We start from the raw sequence: 20,937 nt of genomic DNA on the forward strand, positions 1-20,937 counted from the left end.
AACATTGCCGGCATCGCGCATTGGTTGGGTTCGCTGATCCATCGAAAGTTGGAGATCTTCGATCGGTGCGGTCGACGGCATAGTGCGGTATTAGAGTGGGCGAAATGCGGAATTCCGATGGGTCTCACTCGGGCGGGGCCGTGCCGGTGCTACGCGCCATGCAATTCGGCGCCCATCTGCTGTTCTTCCTGCTCCTCGCGGTGGGTGTCGTGCGCACGGTTACCGACAGTGCTCATCCCGTTCCGATCGTCGCGCTCGCTGTCGTGGTAGCGGGGTGGTATCTCTTCGGGATCTGGTTCGCGCGGCGTGAGGGCTTCGAGAACGGGGAGCCGGTACAGCGCCGATCGGGGCAGATCTGGTTCGCGGCGCTCGGGCTGGGCTGGTTGGCTCTCGTGGTGGCGGATGTCAACTTCGTCTGGCTGGCGTTCGCCCTGTTTTTCCTGTGCTTTCCCCTGTTCTCCACTCCGGTCGCGTTGACGGTGACGATCATGCTGACCGCGATAGCGATCGCAGCGACGCTGCGGCACGGCACCACGAACACGGTTGCCTCGATTCTCGGACCGGTGTTCGGGGCGGCAGCCGCCGCCGGAATGGCCGTCGTCTACCAACAGTTGGTGCGGCAGTCCGCGCAGCGACAGCAGTTGGTGGACGAACTCACCGAGGCGCACCGAGAGTTGCTCGGGGCGCAGGACGAATTGGTCGCGCTGCAACGGGAAGCGGGCGCACTGACCGAACGTTCCCGCCTCGCGCGTGACATCCACGACACTCTGGCGCAGGGATTTTCGTCCATTCTGCTGCTCTCTCGAGCCGGGCAGCGCGCTCCCGACAATTCCGCGGCGGTCTTCGCGCAGATCGCGGACACCGCGCAGCAGAATCTGATCGAGGCCCGCCGGGTGGTCGACGCGCTCGCGCCGGTTGCGCTCGAGTCCGCACCGCTCGAATCCGCGTTGCGGCGCCTGCTCGACCAACTCGAGCAGCAGACCGGGATCACCGGTGACCTGCTCACCGACAGCGATCCGATCCCGCTGGTGACGGACTTCGACGTCGCCTTGCTCCGCGTCGCCCAGAGTGCTCTCGCCAACGTGCGGTTGCATTCGCGGGCGCGTCGGGTACGGGTGACATTGAGCTACGCATCCGACGAAGTACGGCTCGATATCGTCGACGACGGTATCGGCTTCGATCAACGTCAGGACGGTGGATTCGGCTTACGGTCGATGCGGGAACGACTGGCCGAACTGGGTGGCACACTCGTCGTGGAATCGGCACCCGGAGACGGAACCGCGGTTGCCGCAACCCTTCCGATCGGGCGGGCCGCATGAGTGCGGTACGTGTACTGCTCGTCGACGATCACCCGGTGGTACGGGCGGGACTACGCGCGTTGCTGGCGTCGCACGATGACATCATGGTGGTGGCCGAAGCATCGTCGGGTGAGGAAGCCGTGGCCTCGGCTTCGGCCGCGAAACCCGATGTGGTGCTGATGGATCTGCGTCTGGGATCGGGGATCGACGGGGCGCAGGCGACCGCCCGGATCCTGACTGCGGCCGATCCGCCGAGGGTCGTCGTACTCACCACCTACGACACGGACGCGGACATTCTGCGCGCGGTCGAAGCCGGTGCGGCGGGCTACCTCCTCAAGGACACCGACCCGAAAGTGCTGATCGAATCGGTGTTCGCGGCGGCCCGTGGGGAGACCGTCCTGGACCCGGACGTGGCCCAGCGCCTTTACCGCCGCATGCAGCAGCCCCGCGCCGACCTCAGCGCCCGCGAAATCGAAGTGCTGTCGCTGGTCGCCGAAGGGCTGTCCAATCGCGCGATCGCCAAACAGCTCTTCGTCAGCGAGGCAACCGTGAAATCCCATCTGGTGCACTCGTTCACCAAATTGGACGTGGATAATCGCACCGCCGCAGTGGTCGCGGCGCGCGAGCGGGGCCTGATCGCGTGATCGGTGTCGAGGATCGGGTCAGGAGAACGAACCGTGTCTGCCCTCCCCGGACGCGAACCGCGCTGCCCCTCCGACCGTGTCGCTTCCAACGGACTCCATGCCGAGGGCGAATTCGAATCCGAGCGCCTCGGATTCGGAGCGGCCGAACTGTTCGTAGACCGAGCGGCGGTCGTTGCGCATGCAGGTCTGTGGGAAGACTGTGATCTCCCGGGCCATGCGTTCGGCGGCGTCGCGCGTCGCTCCGGGTTCGACCACGCGGTTGGCCAGGCCGAATTCGCGTGCTTCCGCCGCACCGACGGGCCGGCCCGTCAGGATCATGTCCATGGCCCGACTCGTGCCGATCAGGCGCGGCAGCCGAACGGTGCCGCCGTCGATCAACGGTACCCCCCACCGGCGGCAGAAGACACCGAACACCGCGTCGGAGGAGACGACGCGCAGATCACACCAGATCGCCAGTTCGAGTCCACCGGCAACCGCGTAGCCTTCCACCGCCGCGATCACCGGTTTGGAGAGCACGAGGCGCGTCGGTCCCATCGGGCCGTCGCCGTCCGCACCGAGAACGTTCTGCCGGTCGGTACCGATCGATGTGAGATCCGCTCCTGCACAGAAGTTTCCACCGTCTCCGTGGAGGACAGAGATATCGGCGGCAGGGTCGGCGTCGAATGCCCTGAACGCGTCGGCCAGTTCGGCGGCCATCGGACCGTCGACCGCGTTCCGGCGCTCGGGACGGGCCATGATCACGGTCGTTACCCGATCGCGCGTCTCGACGCGGATCGATTCGTACGGCGTCATGCCCGACCTCCCCGCTCAACAGCATCGGCTTCCCGGGTTCGCGTCGGCCGCGGCGTGCCGCTCCCGCCAGTAGTCGCGTTCGCTCAGCGGTGGTCGATCCGGATGCTGCCGGCGGTGCAGTTCGACGTACCGCGCGTAGTCGTGGTCGCCCATGACGGCACCGATCCACCACCACGCACGACGCAGTACGGCGATCACGACCCGTCTCCGTCCTTGTGATGCGAGGCATGGGTGTGCGCGGCTCCCGGGGCCCGGACCTTGCCCGAGGCGATCAGCTCGTCCCACTCCTTCTGCAGTTCCCGCTCGGCCGGTGTGGGCACGAAACCGGCGGGCGCGAAGATCTTCGACGGGACGTCGGGTGTCTCGGTGGTGGGCATACCTCCGGCGCGGATCGATCTGATGCACACCACCACCCCGGCCGCGACGACGATCAGCACGAGGCTCGCGAACACGATCGACAGGGTGCCCTGGATGAACGTGTTGCGGATGACAGCGTCGATCTCGTCGACCGTCCTCGCCGAACCGAATGTGGTTGCGCCGGAGTTCTTCGCGTCGACGAAAGCCCGGTGCTGGGCCCAGTACCCCACCGCGCGGTCGCCGGAGAAGATCTTCTGCCACGACGCCGTCATGGTCACGATCAGATCCCACACCAACGGCACACCGGGGATCCACGCCCACTTCACCAGACCCTTCTTCACGACGATGGTGAGCACGACCGTCAGGGCGATCGCGGCGAGCAACTGGTTGGCGATGCCGAACAGCGGGAACAGAGTGTTGATGCCACCGAGTGGGTCGGTGACGCCCATCAGCAGGATCGCACCCCACAGGCCGACGACCACTGCGGAGCACAACCACGCACCGGGACGCCAGGACGGATCCTTGAAGCGACGGGCGGGACCGCCGAAGTTGCCGAGCGAATCCGAGAGCATGAACCGCGCGACACGCGTTCCTGCGTCGACGGTGGTGAGGATGAACAGCGCCTCGAACATGATCGCGAAGTGGTACCAGAACGATTTGAGGCTGTCGCCGCCGAACAGATCGCTGAGCACCTGCGACATGCCGAACGCGAGCGTCGGGGCACCACCGGTACGGGAGATGATCGACTCCTCCCCCACACCCTCCGCGGCGGCGGAGATCTGCTCGGGAGTGATGTCCGGCGATCCCAGGCCGAGTCCGTTGACGTAGGCGGCGGCGGTCTCCGGGGTGCCGCCGGTGAGGGCGGCCGGTGCGTTGAGCGTGAAGTACAGGTGCTGGTCGATGATGCAGGCGGTGACCAGCGCCATGATCGCGACGAACGACTCGGTGAGCATACCGCCGTAGCCGATCAGCCGCGTCTGCTTCTCCTTCTCGAGCAGTTTCGGGGTGGTGCCCGAGGAGATGAGCGCGTGGAATCCCGACAGTGCGCCACACGCGATGGTGATGAACAGGAACGGGAACAGCGACCCCGCGAAGGCCGGGCCGTCACCGTCGATGGCGAACGACGTGACGTCGGGCATCTCCAGGGCCGGACGCGCGACGAGGATGCCGATGGCCAGCAGCACGATGGTGCCGACCTTCATGAAGGTCGACAGATAGTCGCGCGGGGCGAGCAGCAACCACACCGGCAGCACCGACGCGGCGAATCCGTAGGCGATCATCAGCCACGAGATCGTCACCGGGGAGAGGGTGAACCAGTCGGCGCCCCAGTCGGTCTCGGCGACCCAGCCACCCGCGATGATCGCGACGAGCAGCAGAACGACGCCGATCAGCGACACCTCCGCGACCTTGCCGGGTCGCAGGTAGCGCAGATAGACGCCCATGAACAGTGCGATGGGAATGGTCATCGCGATGGAGAACAGGCCCCACGGGCTGTCGGCGAGCGCGTTCACGACCACCAATGCCAGCACCGCGATCAGGATGATCATGATGACGAAGACCGCGATGAGCGCCGCGACGCCACCGATCGGTCCGAGTTCCTCGCGGGCCATCTGGCCGAGGCTGCGTCCGCGGCGGCGCGAGGAGATCCACAGGACGAGGAAGTCCTGGACCGCACCGGCGAAGACGACACCGACGATGATCCAGATCGTGCCGGGTAGATAACCCATCTGCGCGGCGAGCACCGGGCCGACGAGCGGGCCGGCGCCGGCGATGGCGGCGAAGTGGTGGCCGAACAACACCCGACGGTCCGTCGGCATGTAGTCCTTGCCGTTCTCGAGTTCCTCGGCAGGTGTCGCACGGTCGTCGCGCGGCTGCACTATCTTGCGCTCGATGAACTTCGCATAGAAGCGGTAGGCGACGAGATAGGTGCACACCGCGGCGATGACGAACCAGACCGCGTTGATCTCCTCACCGCGCACCAGCGCGATGATCGACCACGCGACCGCACCCAGGATCGCAAGTACGAGGAAGACGATGCGTGCGGTGGGTGAGATCGGTGTCCGGTCGACGACACCGACCGGTGGAAGATCGGGGTCGGTCCGCAGGTATTCGACTTCGCTCGTCCTCGACGCCGGATCGACGGCCATATCGGCTCCTCACCAGGACCGTCGCGAATACGCATACCGCCCGTGACGGTCCTCGACAACGTGCACGCTGCTGACCAACGTGACGCTACCCGACCCGACCCGTCCGCCGACGGGACTTGCATGTCTCGATACACCGTCTCCGAGTACGGAAATATCCGAAAATGACCTGAACGCCATTGTATTGAAAACGTGAGCGTTCTACGCTTGTCGTATGGCGACGGTGAAGTACGATCCGCCGGCTCCGGGTGGGTCCGGAACCCGTAGATACCGCTCGCCACGACGGCAGATGCAAGCGGCGCAGACACGAGCTGCCGCACTCGACGCCGCCGCCCGATTGTTCGCCGAACGCGGGTGGACGGGGACCTCGATGCGCGACGTTGCGCGGGCCGCCGAGGTCTCGGTCGAAACCCTCTACGGGGCATTCGGATCCAAGGCCCAGCTGTTGAAGTCGGCTGCGGAGGTCGCGATCGTCGGCGACGACGTGCAGAAGGCCCTGGCCGAACGGCCCGCGTACAGGGCGATCGGAGAAGGACCCACCGTCGGCGTTCGCATCGAGGCGGCCGCGCACATGGTGGCCGCGATCAACGAGCGCCTCCACCCGTTGGCGGCGGCACTCCGTCACGGAGCCACGACCGATCCCGTACTGGCGGATGTGGTTGCGGATCTTGAAGCACAGCGCAGGAGCTCGGTCACCGATGCCGCGGAGATGATCACCGGCCGCCGGCCCGATCCCGAACAGGTCGACGAACTGTGGGTCCAGACCGACGACCAGGTCTACGCGCTGTTCGTCCACCACTGCGGTTGGAGCCGTGCCCGCTACGAGGCATGGCTGGTCGACCGCACAGGACACATCCTCGACCCCGTGTGACACGCGGGCGTCGCCCTCTGGAGTACGTCATGACAACCCCTACGCTCCCCGGCGCCGACACTCGGATCATGCGCATCGTGCACTCCGCCCTGCGCCGCGATCTCACCCGCGCCACGGCAACACTGACCACAGAACCCGGGTCCGATCGGACCCGGCGTGTCGCGCTCGCGGATCACCTCGTGTGGATGATGCATTTCCTGCATCTGCACCACAGTGGAGAGGACGGTGCACTGTGGCCCCTCGTCCGTGTGGAGAACCCGGCGGCCGGTGCACTGCTCGACGAAATGGACGCGGACCACGTGCGCATCGCCCCCGAGGTCGAACGGGTAACCGCGGCGGCCACCGACTACCGCACGCGTCCCGGTGCCCGAGACGATCTCCTCCGGTCCATCGCCGCCCTCGAAGAGGTACTGCTACCCCACCTTCGGCGTGAGGAATCGGAGATGATGCCGGTCGTCGCTCGAACGTTGACCGCCCGCCAGTGGGACGAGGTGGAGCAGCGTGTGTTCATCGCGTCGAAAACCAAGAAGGAGTTGGGAATCGAAGCCCACTGGCTTATCGACGGCGTGGATCGCGAGGACTACGACGTCGTCGTCGGCAAGGTCGATCCCGCCGCCCGGTTCGTCCTGCTCCATGCCTTCCGGTGGTCCTACCTGCGGGCATGTGCCGCCCGGTGGGGCGCCGACCTCGACGTCGGTCCTCGGATCCCGCGCTCCTTCCGCACCGAGGGCGCGGTCGAACTGTGGATCGATGCCCCGGCCGAGAAGCTGTACGACACGGTCGCCGACGTCACCCGAATCGGCGACCGCAGCCCCGAATGCCGCAGTTGCGCATGGCTTCCGGGCCGGACCCCGGGGGCCGTGGGATCGCGGTTCCGCGGGCGCAACCGTGCACATCACATGCACTGGTCGCGGGTATGCGAGGTGACCACCGCCGAGCGGGGCCGGGTGTTCGAGTTCCGCACCGTCTCCGACCGGCGCAACCCGCTGTACCACGACTCGACGACCTGGTCGTACACCTTCACGACGGACGGCGACGGAACGCGGGTGACGCACGCCTACCGGATCCATACGCTGCCCTATCGGCCTCTCCTGGCGCTCTACTCCCGCATCCAACCCCAGCACCGCGACATGCGGCCGCAGATGCAGCAGAACCTGGAGTCGCTGCAGCGGCAGCTCGTCGTCGGACCGTCCGGCGGTACCTCACCGGAAGGGATACGACGCTCCGCGTAGACGAGTGCGTCGCGTGTCAGCCGCGTGCGGCGATCCTGGCTTGCACCTCGGGCCGACGCAGCGGCGGCACCGTCGGCGGTGGCTGCCGCCGCTCGGGAAGAGACTCGAGCAATCTCATGGTCGTCGCGGTGACCTCGGCGACGGCCTGCTCGAACGGCTCCCGGGTGGTGTCGGAGAGTTTGTGGATCCCGCTGACCTTACGGACGTACTGCCGCGCGGCCGCTTCGATCTCCTCGGCGGTCGCAGCCGGCTCGAGCCCGCGCAGCTCCGTGATGTTCCGGCACATGCTTCGAGGGTAGACGTCACCCCGGTGCCGGACCATACAGTGCCGAACCAGACATCCGCGCGCCCGCTGTCCATCCGCTACGGCAATTGCTGCAGCGGACGACGAACGGGCGCGCGGATGTGAAGGAGCAGATCAGACGCGTTCGATGATGGTCACGTTGGCGGTGCCGCCACCCTCGCAGATGGTGAGCAGGCCGTAGCGACCACCGGTGCGCTCGAGCTCGTTGAGCAGCGTCGCCATCAGCTTGGTGCCGGTCGCGCCGAGCGGGTGGCCGAGGGCGATCGCGCCGCCGTTGACGTTGACCTTCGACGGGTCGGCGCCGATCTCCTTGATCCACGCCAGGACGACGGGCGCGAAGGCCTCGTTGATCTCGATGAGGTCGATGTCGTCGATCGTCAGGCCGGCCTTCTCGAGGGCGTACTGCGTGGCGGGGATCGGGGCGGTGAGCATGAAGATCGGGTCGTCGCCGCGGGCGCTGAGGTGGTGGATGCGCGCGCGGGGCTTCAGGCCGTACTTCTTCACGGCCTCGTCGGAGGCGAGCAGCACCGCGGATGCGCCGTCGGAGATCTGGCTGGCGACGGCGGCGGTCAGACGACCACCCTCGACGAGGGTCTGCAGCGACGCCATCTTCTCGAGGCTGGTCTCGCGCGGGCCTTCGTCGACGGTGGCGTCACCGAAGGGGACGATCTCGTTCTCGAAGCGTCCCTCGGCGATGGCGGCCTTGGCGCGCTCGTGGCTCTGCAACGCCCACTTCTCGAGTTCCTCGCGGCTGAGGTCCCACTTCTCGGCGATCATCTCGGCGCCCTTGAACTGCGACACCTCGTCGCTGCCGTAGCGCTCGGTCCAGCCGGTCGACCCGCCGAAGGGGGTGTCGAAGCCGTACTGCTGCCCGACGATCATGGCCGCGGAGATCGGGATCTGCGACATGTTCTGGACACCGCCGGCGATGATGAGATCGGCGGTGTCGCTCAGGATCGCCTGCGCGCCGAAGTGCAGCGCCTGCTGGCTCGACCCGCACTGACGGTCGACGGTCACGCCGGGCACGTGCTGCGGGTAACCGGCGGCCAGCCACGACGTGCGAGCGATGTTGCCGGCCTGGCCGCCGATGGCGTCGACGCAACCGAACACCACGTCGTCGACGTCGGCGGGGTCGATGCCCGTGCGCTCGACGAGCGCCTTGATCACGTGCGCGCCCAGGTCGGCCGGGTGCACGTCCGCGAGCCCACCCTTCTTCTTGCCGATGGGGGTGCGCACCGCGTCGACGATGTAGGCCTCGGTCATGATGTCTCCTTAGGAAGAATTCTGGTTCGACAGTCCGTCGAGAACGATGGAAAGGTATTGCTGGGCAACCTGATCGATGCTGAGGGAGCCTCCGGGCCGGTACCAGCGCACGGCCACCCACACGGTGTCGCGCAGGAACCGGAAGACGAGTTCGACGTCGACGTCGGGCCGGAACGAACCGTCGGCGACGCCGCGTTCGATCACGCCTACCCACAGGTCGCGGAACTCGGTGTTGAGTTCGCCGATGTAGGCGAAGCGGTCGCCCTCGAGATGTTTGGCCTCACCCTGGTAGATCGCCACCGCGGCGTGCGACCGGTCGATCGCTTCGTAGGAGGTCGTCACGAGCGCGGCGAGGGTGTCGCGGGACGGCAGTCCGGACGCGACGATCTTGCGGTACCGATCGAAGAGGTCGTCGAGGAACGCGCGCAGGATCTCGTCGACCATCGACTCCTTCGAGTCGAAATGGTGGTACAGGCTGCCGGAGAGGATCCCGGCGGCATCGGCGATGTCGCGCACGGTGGTCGCCCGGACGCCGCGCGAGGCGAACAGCTCGGCAGCGATGTCGAGCAGTTCGGCGCGGCGCCCGGACTTACCGCTGTTGTCGTCACGAGCAGGAGTCATGGAGACATCCTTTCAAGCCGACGGACGGTGACGTCATGCGCGTTGGGAGGAGACCGACACGACCTCGCCGGTCAGATAGGTCGTGTAGTCGCTGGCGAGCATCGCGATGGTCGCCGCGACCTCCCAGACCTCGGCGGCGCGGCCGTAGGCCTCACCGGCGGCCAGGTTGTCGAGCAGTTCCTCGCTGGTGACCTTCGCGAGGAAGGGGTGTCGGGCGATGGACGGGGCGACGGCGTTGATGCGCACGCCGTACTCGGCGGCCTCGATCGCGGAGCAGCGGGTCAGGGCCATGACGCCGGCCTTCGCCGCCGCGTAGTGCGCCTGCGAGTGCTGGGCGCGCCAGCCGAGCACCGACGCGTTGTTGACGAGCACGCCGTTGTGGTCGACCGAGCGGAAGTAGCGCAGCGCGGCGCGGGTCGCACGAAAGGTGCTGGTGAGGGTGATGTCGAGGACGCGATCCCACTCCTCGTCGGTCATCTCGACGACGGGCGTTTCCCCACCGAGTCCGGCGTTGTTGACGAGCACGTCGATGCGCCCGAGCCGGTCGGCGGCGCCGGTGATGAGAGCGTCGACCTGTTCGGTGGACGACACGTCGCACACGATCGTCGCGACCTGCTGTTCGGGGAACTCGGCCGCGAGCTTCTCCGCGGACTCGCCGAGCCGGCGCTCGTGGAAGTCGGAGACGAGCACGTCGGCGCCCTCGAGCAGCGCGCGACGCGCGGTGGCGAATCCGATGCCGGTGCCGGCGGCGGCGGTGACCACGACCTTCTTGTCGCGGAGCAGGCCGTGGCCGGGGGTCTCGACCGGCGGGGTCGCGAGCGGGAATGCGGGACGGGGTGTTGCGGTCACGGACGTGCCTCCCGGGGAAGGCCGAGCACGCGCTCGGCGATGATGTTGCGCTGGATCTCGTTGGATCCGCCGTAGATGGTGTCGGCGCGGGTGAACAGGAACAGCCGCTGTCGTTCCGCGAGCTCGAGATGTTCGGGATCGGTGATGTCGGAGGGATTTCCGGCATGGTCGTGATCGGGGCCGACGAGCGACGACGATCCCTGCACGTCCATGGCGAGCTGACCCAGGTCGCGATGCCAGTTCGCCCACAGCAGTTTCGCGACCGAGGCCTGACCCGGGTCGGCGTCGCCGAGGGTGCGCAGGGCGTGGGCACGCATGACCCGCAGTCCGATCCGCGCGCGGGCGATGCGTTCGCGGAGGTGCGGATCGTCGATCGCACCGTTGCTCTCGGCGACGGAGACGATGCCGTCGAGTTCGCGGGCGAAGCCGATCTGCTGCCCGAGGGTGGAGACGCCGCGTTCGAAGGTCAGCAGACCCATCGCGACCTTCCACCCGTCGCCGGGGGCACCGACGACGAGGTCGGCGTCGGTGACGGCGTCGTCGAAGAAGACCTCGTTGAACTCGGAGGTGCCCGTGAGCTGCTGAATGGGCCGCACCGTGACGCCGGGCTGGTCGAGGGGCACGAGCAGGAAGCTCAGGCCGTGATGGCGGGTCGAACCGGGTTCCGTCCGCGCGACGACGAAGGCCCATTGTGCGACGTGTGCGAGCGACGTCCAGACCTTCTGACCGTTGATCACCCACTTGTCGCCCTCGAGGCGGGCGGTGGTGGAGACGTTGGCGAGGTCGGAGCCGGCTCCCGGTTCCGAGTAGCCCTGCGCCCACAGTTCGGTGACGTTACGGATCCCGGGCAGGAAGCGCTGCTTCTGCTCCTCGGTCCCGAATGCGATGAGGGTGGGGCCGAGCAGTTCCTCACCGAGGTGGTTGACGCGCGCGGGCGCGTTCGCCTTCGCGTACTCCTCGTGGAAGATCACGCGCTGATCCATGCTCGCGCCGCGCCCGCCGTACTCGGTGGGCCAGCCGATGCAGGTCCATCCGGCAGCGGCCAGATGCCGGTCCCACGCGAGTCGCTGTTCGAAGAACTCGTGTTCGCTTCCGGGTCCGCCCTTGCCCCTGAGCTCGGCGAATTCGCCGGTCAGGTTGTCTTCGAGCCACTGCCGAACGGTGGCTGCGAACTCCGCATTTTCCTGGCTCTCGCTCTCGTACACATCCGTACGATAACCTACCAAGCAATTGCTAGGTAGGGAGCTCTGTGAACACACGACCGAGAACCACTCCGGCCGCACTCGTACGTGCCGCCGACACCTGGCCGGACCTGCTCGCGATCGCCGACGGCGACACCCGGCTGACCTTCGCACAACTGCGCGACCACGTCCGCGATTTCGCCGCGGCGCTCGTCGCCCGCGGCGTCGAACGCGGTGCCCACGTCGTCATCTGGTCGCCCAACACGTTCCACTGGGTGATCGCGGCCCTGGGCACGCACTGGGCCGGCGGTGTCGTCGTACCCCTCAACACCCGCTACACCGGAAGCGAGGCCGCCGACGTCGTCGAGCGCGTCCGCCCCGAGGCCCTCGTCGTGGTCGGCGAGTTCCTCGGCAGCGACCGGTACACCGAACTGAGCAAGGCCGCGCCGGAACTGTCGATCCCGACGACCGTGCGGGTCCCGCTGGGCGGGAACGACGCGCCGACCGACGGGGTCGTCGAGTGGGCGGACTTCCTGTCCTCCGCCACCGACGCCGCCCGCACCGAAGCCGACGCGCGCGCCGCGGCCGTGACCCCCGACGACGTCTCCGACATCCTGTTCACCTCGGGCACGACCGGCCGCAGCAAGGGCGTGCTCAGCGCCCACCGTCAGTGCATCGGTGTCGCGCAGGCGTGGGCTGAGTGCGCCGAACTGACGATCGACGACAACTACCTGATCATCAACCCGTTCTTCCACAGCTTCGGGTACAAGGCCGGCTTCGTCGCCGCACTGCTCGAGGGCTCCACCGTCATCCCCCTGGCGACCTTCGACGTGGAGAAGGTCATGGCGATGGTCGCGGCCGAGCGCATCAGCGTGCTCCCGGGCGCCCCGACGATCTACCAGTCCATCCTCGACCACCCGCGTCGCGGCGAGTACGACCTGAGCAACCTGCGCATCGCCGTCACCGGCGCCGCACCCGTGCCCGTCTCCCTCGTCGAGCGCATGCAGAACGAACTGAGCTTCGATGCGGTGCTCACCGCCTACGGGCAGACCGAGGCGGTCGTCGCGACGATGTGCCGTACCGACGACGATCCCGTCACCGTCTCCACCTCGTCCGGACGCGCCACCGCGGAGTTCGAGGTGCGCATCGGCGACAAGGGCGAGATCCTGCTGCGCGGCCCGAACGTCATGCTCGGTTATCTCGACGACCCCGAGGCGACCGCCAAGACCGTCGACGAGGACGGGTGGCTGCACACCGGCGACGTCGGAACCCTCGACGAGCGCGGTTATCTCGACATCACCGACCGCCTCAAGGACATGTACATCAGCGGCGGGTTCAACGTCTATCCGGCGGAGGTCGAAGCGGCACTGCTGCGCCTGCCGGGAGTCCACGAGGTCGCGGTGATCGGTGTCCCCGACGAGCGCATGGGTGAGGTCGGCCGGGCGTTCGTGGTCCCGCTGGACGGACATCCGCTCACCGAGGACGACGTGATCGCGTATGCCCGAGAGAAACTCGCCAACTTCAAAGCGCCGCGATCGGTTCGGTTCGTCGATGCGCTACCCCGAAACCCGTCCGGCAAGGTACTGAAGAACGTTCTGCGTGAGGAGAAGTCATGACCGTCCCGTTCGAGCCCGATGTCGTCACCTACGAGGTGCGCGACGGCGTCGCGATCGTCACTCTCAACCGACCCGACTACCGCAACGCCCAGAACTCGGTCATGACCTACGCGCTCGACGCCGCCTTCGAGAGGGCCGTCGAGGACAACGAGGTCAAGGTGATCGTGCTGGCCGGCAACGGCAAGCACTTCTCCGCCGGCCACGATCTGGGCACCCCGGGTCGCGACCACCACGTCCACTACGACAACAAGGCCGTGATGTGGTGGGACCACGTCGACAAGCCCGGTGGCGACCAGCGCTACGCCCGTGAGATGGAGGTCTACCTGGGGATGTGCCGCCGCTGGCGCGAGATCCCCAAGCCCACCATCGCGTCGGTGCAGGGCGCCTGCATCGCCGGCGGTCTCATGCTGGCGTGGGTGTGCGACCTGATCGTCGCGTCCGAAGACGCCTTCTTCTCCGATCCCGTGGTGCGCATGGGCATCCCGGGTGTCGAGTACTTCGCGCACCCGTGGATCCTCGGAACGCGCTTCGCGAAGGAGATCCTCTACACCGGTGACCGTTTCAGCGCCCAGCGCGCCTACGAGGTGGGCATGGTCAGCCGCGTCGTGCCGCGTGAGCAGCTCGAGTCCGAGACCCTCGCCCTCGCCGCCCGCATCGCGGAGATGCCACGCTTCGGTCTCGCGCTCACCAAGCGCGCCGTCAACCAGTGCGAGGACCAGATGGGCATGCGCAACGGCATGGACTCGGTCTTCGGCCTGCACCACTTCGCGCACGCGCACAACGCCGAGGTCGGCGCCGACTCGCTCGGCGGCATGAACGCCAAGTCGATGGCCGCGAGCGCCCGTCCGGTGGAAGGAGCGAAGTAGTGGATCTGCAGCTCGACGACGCCACCCTCGCGTTCCGCGACGAGGTACGCGCCTTCCTCGCCGAGAACGTCCCCAAGACGCCGCCGAAGTCGATGGACACGGCCGAGGGCTTCGAAGAACACCGGCAGTGGGAACGGACCCTCGCCGATGCACGCCTGTCGGTCGTCTCCTGGCCCGAGGAACTCGGCGGCCGCGACGCGACCCTCGAGCAGTGGGTCGTGTTCGAGGAGGAGTACTACCGCGCCGGTGCGCCCGGCCGGGTGAGCCAGAACGGCATCTTCCTGCTCGCCCCCACCCTGTTCGAGCATGCCCACCCCGAGCAGCTCGCCCGCATCATGCCGCGCATGGCCCGGGCCGACGACATCTGGGCCCAGGCCTGGTCGGAACCCGAGTCCGGCTCCGACCTCGCGTCGCTGCGCTCGACCGCCACGAAGGTCGACGGCGGCTGGCTGCTCAACGGCCAGAAGACGTGGAGCTCGCGGGCGTCCTATGCGGACATGGGCTTCGGTCTGTTCCGCTCCGACCCGGAGGCCCAGCGGCACAAGGGCATCACCTACTTCATGTTCGACCTGCGGGCCGAGGGCGTCACCGTGCGACCGATCCCGCAGCTCGACGGTGAGCCGGGCTTCGCGGAGATCTTCCTCGAGGACGTCTTCGTCCCCGACGACCCGGAGCGTCCCGGTGAGTCCGGTGTGATCGGTGCGGTGAACGAGGGATGGCGGGTCGCGATGAGCACCGCCTCCAACGAGCGCGGTCTGTCGCTGCGTGCGCCGGGTCGATTCCTGGCGGCCACCGACCGGCTGCTGCGCGCCTACGGCGAGTCCGATCTCCACGGCGACACCGCGCTGCGCAACCGCGTCGCCGACGCGTGGATCGGGGCGCGCGCCTACGAGCTGTCGACCTGGGCGACCGTCACGCGCCTGACCGCGGGCGGACAGCTCGGCGCCGAATCGTCGATCAACAAGGTGTTCTGGTCCGAGTGGGACATCGCCGCGCACGAGACGGCGCTCGACCTGCAGGGTGCGGACGCCGAACTCGTCGACGGCTGGACCGACGGTTATCTGTTCTCGCTGTCGGGCCCGATCTACGCCGGTACCAACGAAATCCAGAAGAACGTCATCGCCGAGCGGCTGCTCGGCCTTCCGAGGGGTGATCGATGAGATTCGCACTCGACGAGTCCCATGAGGACTTCGCGTCCAGTATCGACGCCCTGCTCACCAAGTCGGACATGCCGCAGGTGATCCGTGCGTGGAACAGCGGCGACACGGCACCGGGTCTGCAGGTGTGGGAGCGACTGGCCGAGACCGGCGTCAACGGTCTGCTCGTCGCCGAGGAGCACGACGGCCTCGGGGCCGACGCGGTCGATCTCGTCGTCGCCGTCGAACAGCTCGGTCGCCACGCCGTGCCCGGCCCGGTGGTCGAAACCGTCGCGGTGGCACCGGTTCTGCTCGCCTCCGTGGCACCCGAGCGTCTCGGTCCTCTTGCCGCCGGATCGCTCGCCACCGTCGCGATGCTCCCCCACGCGCCGTACGCGGTCGACGCGCACGTCGCCGACCTCGCGCTGCACGTCGCCGACGGCACCGTCTCGATCGGCACCGCCGGAGACACGCGCGAGTCGGTCGACCGGTCGCGCACGCTCGCCTCGCTCACCGTCGGCGAGTCGCTCGGATCCACAGATACCGCTGCGGCTTTCGACATCGGTGTCCTCGCGTCTGCAGCTCAGCTCCAGGGCCTGGGCCGGACCCTGCTCGACACCACCGTCGAGTACGCGCAGCAGCGCAAGCAGTTCGGTCGCGCGATCGGCTCCTTCCAGGCGGTCAAGCACCATCTCGCCGAGGTGGCGGTCGCGCTGGAGATGGCACGTCCGCTGCTGCACGGTGCGGCCATCGCCGTCCGCGACGAGCTGTCCACCGCGTCCCGGGACGTCTCGGCGGCCAAGGTCGCGTGCGGCGACGCCGCCTATCTCGCCGCGCGCACGGCACTGCAGGTGCACGGCGCGATCGGCTACACCCAGGAATACGATCTGTCGCTGTGGATCACGAAGGTCCGCGCGCTCGTCACCGCGTGGGGCACCCCCGACGAGCACCGGGCACGCGTGGTCGCGGCACTCGAGAGCGAGGCGTCGTGACGTTCGAGACGGAAGAGCGTGCCGCACTACGGGACTCGGTGCGCACCCTGCTCGCCAAGCACTCCGATTCGGCTGCCGTCCGGCGCGCGATCACGACCGGCAGCGGGTACGACGACGAACTGTGGACGATGCTCGTCGAGCAGGTGGGGGTCGCGGCCCTCGCCGTTCCCGAGGAATACGACGGTGTGGGCGCCTCGTGGGTCGAGACCCACGTGGTGCTCGAGGAACTCGGCCGCACGCTCACGCCGTCGCCGTTCCTGGGGTCGGCGGTGCTCGCGGCGCAGACCGTGCTGCTGTCCGGTGATGCCGACGCGGCGGCGCGTCTGCTCCCCGGCATCGCGGCCGGCGAGGTCGTCGCGGTGTGCTGGGCGTCGGCCGCCGGCTGGCAGCGTCCCGGCGTGAGCGCCGAGGGCGACGTGCTGACCGGAACCGCGCACTACGTGCTCGGCGGCGACATCGCGTCCACCCTGCTCGTGCTCGCCGCCGACGGTGACACGGTCGGCCTGTTCGAGGTCGATCCGGAGACCGACGGGGTGTCGCGGCGCCGCGTGCCCACGATGGATCCCACGCGTTCCCTCGCGGAGGTGTCGTTCTCGGCGGTGACCGGTCGTCGCCTGTCGTCGTCCGACGATCTCGTCGACCGGTTGCGGGCGTCCGCGGCGATCGCCCTGTCGGCCGAGCAGGTGGGTGCCGCGCAGGCCGTGCTCGACCTGACCGTCGACTACGCGAAGAACCGCAAACAGTTCGGTCGCGCGATCGGGTCGTTCCAGGCGCTCAAGCACCGCATGGCCGACATGTACGCGCTCGTGGAGACGGCGCGGTCGATGTCGTATGCGGCTGCGTTGTCTCAGGATCCGCAGGACGCGTACGCAGCGAAGATCTACTGTTCGGAGGCCTTCCAGCAGGTCGCCTCGGAGGCCGTGCAGTTGCACGGCGGGATCGCGATCACCTGGGAGCACGACGCGCAGTTGTTCTTCAAGCGGGCGCACGGCAGCGCCCAGTTGTTCGGGCAACCGCGCGAATACCTGAGCGCGGTCTCCGCCTGAGCAATATCGTCGGCGGCGATCCCTGCGAAAGATCGGTGATGCGCCTCCTCGATTCCTCGGTTCCGCTCCCCGTTCGTCCCCGCCGCGTCCTCGTGGCGGGGACGTCCGGTTCCGGCAAGACGACCCTCGCCGCGAGGATCGGGGAGATCCTCGACCTTCCGCACGTCGAGATCGACGGGCTCCATCACGGTCCGAACTGGACGCCGCGTCCGTCCTTCCGCGACGACGTCGAGGAGTTCACCGCGCAGTCTCGCTGGGTGACGGAGTGGCAGTACACCGCGGTGCGGCCGCTGCTCGTCGAGCGCGCCGACCTGATGGTGTGGCTCGACCTGCCGCGGAGCACGGTGATGCGCCAGGTGGTGTGGCGGACGCTGCGACGCCGGGTGCGCCGGGAAGAACTGTGGAACGGCAACATCGAACCGCCCCTGCACACCTTCTTCCGCGATCGCGACCACATCGTGCGCTGGGCGTGGCGCACCCACGGCGGATATCGCGACCGCGTCCTCACCGCGCTCACACAGCGTCCCGATCTGCCGGTCGTACGGCTGACGAGCCGCCGGGAGGTCGATGCGTGGGCGGCGCTGCTCGCGTCCCGTCCCCCGAGGTCCGGCGGATGAACTCGACGCCCGCCTCGACGCCCGCGGGCCGGAGAGCACCTGATCGTCCGGGATTCCTCGCGCCCGCCGCGGCGGCTCGCTAACGTCGGAGAGATGACACCTCCCACGATCACGCTGAATTCCGGAACGACGATCCCGCAGCTGGGCCTGGGAGTCTGGCAGGCCACCAACGACGAGACCGAACATGCGGTCCGATACGCGATCGACGAGGCCGGTTACCGGCACATCGACACGGCCGCGGCCTACGGCAACGAGGAAGGCGTCGGGCGCGCGCTCGCCGCGTCGTCGGTGCCGCGCGAGGACATCTTCGTCACCACCAAGTTGTGGAACTCCGATCAGGGTTACGAGCCGGCGCTGAAGGCCTTCGACACGAGCCTGAAGAAGCTGGGCACCGAGTACGTCGACCTGTACCTGATCCACTGGCCGTTGCAGGACCGCGAGCGGATCCTGCGCACCTGGGACGCCCTCGAGAAGATCGCCGAGTCCGGGCGTGCGAAGGCGGTCGGAGTGTGCAACTTCGAACCGCACCACCTGCAGTTGCTGGTCGATCGCGGCGGGCTGCTTCCGGCGGTGGATCAGGTGGAGTTGCATCCGCACCTGTCGCAGCAGGAGATCCGCCGGTTCGCGTCCGAACACGGCATCGCCGTGGAGTCGTGGAGCCCGCTCGGGGGCACGAGCAACTCGGGCTGGGGTCCGAACTCGAAGCCGAACACCCTGCTCGTCGACCCGATCGTCACCCGCATCGCCGACCGTCACAGCAAGTCGGCCGCGCAGGTGCTCATCCGCTGGCATCTGCAGAACGGGCTGATCGTCATCCCGAAGTCGGTGCACGAGCAGCGCATCTCCCAGAACATCGACGTCTTCGACTTCGAACTCGACGAGCTCGACCTCAGCGAACTCGACACGCTCGACGACGGCACGCGGGTGGGCGCGCATCCCGACGAGATGAACATAGGCGCCCCCTCCTGATCCCTTCCCTCCGAAACTGGAACGTGTTCTCATTGTCGGGGTACGCACGTCCGATTTCCGGAAGGCAGCGATGAGCGAGACGACGACGCATCTGGTGCTGGGCAAACCGGTCACGATGCCCGTGCAGGTCCGAACGGCCACGGCGTTCATGGGGATGTTCTCGGTTCCCGTGCGCCCCGCGCAGGAACTCGTCGCCCACACCGGGCTCGAGATCCTGCAGTACCGCCCGGGCCACGGGATCTGCACGCTCGTCTTCGTGGACTACGTCGACGGGGATCTCGGCCCGTACAACGAGTTCGGGGTGTGCTTCCTCGTCCGCAACCATCGCAACCGCGGCGACGGCATCGTCGGCGACTGGCGGAGCCTGGTCGGCGGGCAGGCCGGTGCGCTCATCCACCACCTGCCCGTCGACGGCGACTTCACTCTCGCGGCGGGACGCGGCATCTGGGGTTTCCCGAAGACCCTCGCCGACTTCGACGCCGACCACGACAGCAGCACCAAGCACGGTTCGGTCTCCGCCGACGGAGCGCTGATCGCCGAACTGGCGGTGGCGCCCGGATTTCCGGTGCCGGGCAAGGGTCTTGCGGCCTCGCTCGCCGCCTACTCGCACATCGACAACGTCACCCGCTGCACGACCTGGGAGATGAATCCGAGCGGCGTGCGCACCCGGCTCGGCGGCGCGACCCTGCGGTTGGGGACGCATCCGATCGCCGACGAACTGCGGTCGCTCGGTCTGCCGCGACGCGCACTGGCCTCGTCGTCGATCCCCGATCTGCGGATGACCTTCGGCGACGCGACCGTCGTCTGAGACTCTCCCGGACTCAGGAGAGCGCGCCCGAGACGGCGAGGACGATCACCGCGACACCCAGCAGGGTGTCGAGCACACCGCAGAACTCCGCGAGCGAGCGGGCGACCACGGTGTTCCGGCGGAAATGAACGTAGTCCCACGCGGCGTGACCGAGCAGTCCGAGCCCGACGATCACGCCCGCCGGGACGGGGGTGACCGTCACCGCGGCCACCGCGACGGCACCGAAACCCAGCATGGCCACGGTCGACGGCCCGACGAGCATCGCCCGGCCGGCCGGGGTGCGCGCGAGTCCGTAGACGGCGCCGGCGGCACCGAGCGCGACCATCACCACGGTGATCTCGACCGGCACCCCGAACGCGACGACGGCGACCTTGCCGACGCCGATCAGCGCGACGGCGCCGAGGAACAGCGGCCAGGCCGCGCTGCGACGACCCAGCACGGCGGCACCGAGATAGACCAGTGCCGCGCCGGTGAGGATCGCCGGGAAGTCGGTGCCTCCGTCCGCGAGGACGAACGCGGCGAGGGCGACTGCGACGAGGCTCGGCCACCGGCGCAGCACCCCTCGTAGCAGCGCCTTCGGGTCGATGCCGGTCGCAGGTCGATCGACGGGGACGATGGTGATGTCGGAGCTCGTCATGAGGATCCGCCTAAGTTGAACAGTGATGTTCGAGTTGGTGTCAGCGTAACCTGAACATCAGTGTTCGACAAGAGGAGGATCCGTGACCACCCACGAGACATCCCGGCGTCCCGAATCGCTTCGCACCAGGAAACGTGCGGACGCCGAGCGGAACATCGAGGCGATCCTCCACGCCGCGCGCATCGCACTGAGTCGTGATCCCGACGCGAGCATCGGGGAGATCGCCAAGGCCGCCGGCGTCGGGCGTGTCACCCTCTACGGCCACTTCCCCACTCGCGCAGAACTCGTCACCGCCGTGGTGCAGCGCGCGCTCGCCGAGGCGGAACAGACCGTGGACCGGATCGACCTCACGGGCGACCCCCGCGACGCCCTGCATCGCCTCATCGCGGGTTCGTGGTCGCTGACCGCCGACGCGGGGGCACTGCTCGCGGCCGCCGAACAAGCACTTCCCGCCGAGGACGTACGCGCCGCACACGACGGCCTGCTCGCCCGCGCGACCGCCCTCATCGAGCGCGGTCGCGCCGAAGGGGCGTTCCGCACCGACCTGTCGTCGTCCTGGCTGGCGTCGGTCCTGCACAGCCTGGTCCATTGTGCCGCAACCGAAGTCGTGGCAGGACGGTTGTCGGCGGAGGACGCCGCCGACTACATCGCCGCAACGGCCCTGTCGTCGTTCACCCCGCCCGGCTGAGCGGTA

Annotated in this window: 22 protein-coding genes; 13 read left to right on the forward strand and 9 right to left on the reverse strand. The window is 68.1% G+C overall.

Translation table 11 applies throughout. The features are described 5' to 3' along the window. The first annotated feature begins 104 nt into the window (after window positions 1-104). Window positions 105-1,319 carry a sensor histidine kinase gene (locus tag ACLBYD_RS21930; RefSeq protein WP_447818099.1) on the forward strand — a complete coding sequence of 405 codons (1,215 nt, stop codon included), beginning with the start codon at window positions 105-107 and terminating at the stop codon, window positions 1,317-1,319. After that, complete coding sequence (locus tag ACLBYD_RS21935; RefSeq protein WP_447818100.1) at window positions 1,316-1,942, forward strand: response regulator; 627 nt, start codon at window positions 1,316-1,318, stop codon at window positions 1,940-1,942. The genes ACLBYD_RS21930 and ACLBYD_RS21935 overlap by 4 nt, the downstream gene beginning before the upstream one ends. 18 nt (window positions 1,943-1,960) lie before the next feature. On the opposite strand, the gene ACLBYD_RS21940 is transcribed toward ACLBYD_RS21935, so the two are convergent. Genes ACLBYD_RS21940 through ACLBYD_RS21950 form a run of 3 tightly spaced genes read right to left on the reverse strand, consistent with a single transcriptional unit; the run spans window position 1,961 to window position 5,238 of the window. Next, window positions 1,961-2,734: a crotonase/enoyl-CoA hydratase family protein gene (locus ACLBYD_RS21940; RefSeq protein WP_447818101.1), complete on the reverse strand. Its 774-nt coding sequence runs from the start codon at window positions 2,732-2,734 to the stop codon at window positions 1,961-1,963. 15 nt (window positions 2,735-2,749) lie between these two features. Next, window positions 2,750-2,932, reverse strand: coding sequence for a YbdD/YjiX family protein (locus ACLBYD_RS21945; protein ID WP_016694713.1), 183 nt, complete (start codon window positions 2,930-2,932; stop codon window positions 2,750-2,752). Beyond that, a complete protein-coding gene (locus ACLBYD_RS21950) occupies window positions 2,929-5,238 on the reverse strand; it encodes a carbon starvation CstA family protein (RefSeq protein WP_447818102.1) in 2,310 nt (769 codons plus the stop codon). The genes ACLBYD_RS21945 and ACLBYD_RS21950 overlap by 4 nt, the downstream gene beginning before the upstream one ends. Before the next feature lie 211 nt (window positions 5,239-5,449). On the opposite strand from ACLBYD_RS21950, the gene ACLBYD_RS21955 reads away from it, so the two are divergent. Together ACLBYD_RS21955 and ACLBYD_RS21960 are read left to right on the forward strand one after the other, a co-directional pair. Next, window positions 5,450-6,106, forward strand: a complete 657-nt coding sequence (locus tag ACLBYD_RS21955) for a TetR/AcrR family transcriptional regulator (RefSeq protein WP_447818103.1) — start codon at window positions 5,450-5,452, stop codon at window positions 6,104-6,106. Between the two features lie 29 nt (window positions 6,107-6,135). After that, on the forward strand, window positions 6,136-7,338 hold the full coding sequence (locus tag ACLBYD_RS21960) for a hemerythrin domain-containing protein (protein ID WP_447818104.1): 1,203 nt from the start codon (window positions 6,136-6,138) through the stop codon (window positions 7,336-7,338). Window positions 7,339-7,354: 16 nt separating this feature from the next. Here ACLBYD_RS21960 and ACLBYD_RS21965 read toward each other — a convergent pair whose 3' ends face one another. From ACLBYD_RS21965 to ACLBYD_RS21985, 5 genes are all read right to left on the reverse strand, one after another. Then, complete coding sequence (locus ACLBYD_RS21965; protein ID WP_447818105.1) at window positions 7,355-7,624, reverse strand: DUF2277 domain-containing protein; 270 nt, start codon at window positions 7,622-7,624, stop codon at window positions 7,355-7,357. A 132-nt stretch (window positions 7,625-7,756) separates the two neighbouring features. Continuing rightward, the gene (locus tag ACLBYD_RS21970; RefSeq protein ID WP_447818106.1) at window positions 7,757-8,905 is read right to left on the reverse strand and encodes an acetyl-CoA C-acetyltransferase; all 1,149 of its coding nucleotides are present in this window, start codon (window positions 8,903-8,905) and stop codon (window positions 7,757-7,759) included. A 9-nt stretch (window positions 8,906-8,914) separates the two neighbouring features. Continuing rightward, on the reverse strand, window positions 8,915-9,526 hold the full coding sequence (locus ACLBYD_RS21975; protein WP_447818107.1) for a TetR/AcrR family transcriptional regulator: 612 nt from the start codon (window positions 9,524-9,526) through the stop codon (window positions 8,915-8,917). A 33-nt stretch (window positions 9,527-9,559) separates the two neighbouring features. Then, window positions 9,560-10,375, reverse strand: coding sequence for an SDR family oxidoreductase (locus tag ACLBYD_RS21980; protein ID WP_447818108.1), 816 nt, complete (start codon window positions 10,373-10,375; stop codon window positions 9,560-9,562). Continuing rightward, complete coding sequence (locus ACLBYD_RS21985) at window positions 10,372-11,580, reverse strand: acyl-CoA dehydrogenase family protein (RefSeq protein ID WP_447818109.1); 1,209 nt, start codon at window positions 11,578-11,580, stop codon at window positions 10,372-10,374. Before ACLBYD_RS21985 ends, ACLBYD_RS21980 begins: the two co-directional genes overlap by 4 nt. Before the next feature lie 44 nt (window positions 11,581-11,624). Here ACLBYD_RS21985 and ACLBYD_RS21990 point away from each other — a divergent pair, with 44 nt between their 5' ends. The 8 genes from ACLBYD_RS21990 to ACLBYD_RS22025 all read left to right on the forward strand — a co-directional run bounded on the left by ACLBYD_RS21990 (window position 11,625) and on the right by ACLBYD_RS22025 (window position 19,606). Continuing rightward, the gene (locus tag ACLBYD_RS21990) at window positions 11,625-13,172 is read left to right on the forward strand and encodes a FadD3 family acyl-CoA ligase (RefSeq protein WP_447818110.1); all 1,548 of its coding nucleotides are present in this window, start codon (window positions 11,625-11,627) and stop codon (window positions 13,170-13,172) included. Next, window positions 13,169-14,038, forward strand: a complete 870-nt coding sequence (locus tag ACLBYD_RS21995) for an enoyl-CoA hydratase (RefSeq protein ID WP_447818111.1) — start codon at window positions 13,169-13,171, stop codon at window positions 14,036-14,038. Before ACLBYD_RS21990 ends, ACLBYD_RS21995 begins: the two co-directional genes overlap by 4 nt. Continuing rightward, the gene (locus ACLBYD_RS22000; protein WP_447818112.1) at window positions 14,038-15,198 is read left to right on the forward strand and encodes an acyl-CoA dehydrogenase family protein; all 1,161 of its coding nucleotides are present in this window, start codon (window positions 14,038-14,040) and stop codon (window positions 15,196-15,198) included. The genes ACLBYD_RS21995 and ACLBYD_RS22000 overlap by 1 nt, the downstream gene beginning before the upstream one ends. After that, window positions 15,195-16,166, forward strand: coding sequence for an acyl-CoA dehydrogenase family protein (locus ACLBYD_RS22005; RefSeq protein ID WP_447818113.1), 972 nt, complete (start codon window positions 15,195-15,197; stop codon window positions 16,164-16,166). Before ACLBYD_RS22000 ends, ACLBYD_RS22005 begins: the two co-directional genes overlap by 4 nt. Further along, window positions 16,163-17,212 (forward strand): acyl-CoA dehydrogenase family protein, encoded by a 1,050-nt coding sequence (locus tag ACLBYD_RS22010; protein ID WP_447818114.1) that lies wholly within the window; start codon window positions 16,163-16,165, stop codon window positions 17,210-17,212. Before ACLBYD_RS22005 ends, ACLBYD_RS22010 begins: the two co-directional genes overlap by 4 nt. 38 nt (window positions 17,213-17,250) lie before the next feature. Next, entirely contained in the window at window positions 17,251-17,829 is a 579-nt protein-coding gene (locus ACLBYD_RS22015; RefSeq protein WP_447818115.1) for an AAA family ATPase, read from the forward strand. Window positions 17,830-17,922: 93 nt separating this feature from the next. Next, window positions 17,923-18,798 (forward strand): aldo/keto reductase, encoded by an 876-nt coding sequence (locus ACLBYD_RS22020; protein WP_033096902.1) that lies wholly within the window; start codon window positions 17,923-17,925, stop codon window positions 18,796-18,798. 70 nt (window positions 18,799-18,868) lie between these two features. After that, window positions 18,869-19,606 carry an acetoacetate decarboxylase family protein gene (locus tag ACLBYD_RS22025; RefSeq protein WP_447818116.1) on the forward strand — a complete coding sequence of 246 codons (738 nt, stop codon included), beginning with the start codon at window positions 18,869-18,871 and terminating at the stop codon, window positions 19,604-19,606. 13 nt (window positions 19,607-19,619) lie between these two features. Here the strand turns inward: ACLBYD_RS22025 and ACLBYD_RS22030 are convergent, their stop codons facing one another. Beyond that, complete coding sequence (locus ACLBYD_RS22030) at window positions 19,620-20,243, reverse strand: hypothetical protein (protein WP_447818117.1); 624 nt, start codon at window positions 20,241-20,243, stop codon at window positions 19,620-19,622. 82 nt (window positions 20,244-20,325) lie between these two features. Here ACLBYD_RS22030 and ACLBYD_RS22035 point away from each other — a divergent pair, with 82 nt between their 5' ends. Next, window positions 20,326-20,931 (forward strand): TetR/AcrR family transcriptional regulator, encoded by a 606-nt coding sequence (locus ACLBYD_RS22035; protein WP_447818118.1) that lies wholly within the window; start codon window positions 20,326-20,328, stop codon window positions 20,929-20,931. Window positions 20,932-20,937 lie beyond the last annotated feature (6 nt).

It is taken from the genome of Rhodococcus sp. C26F, from assembly GCF_053345925.1.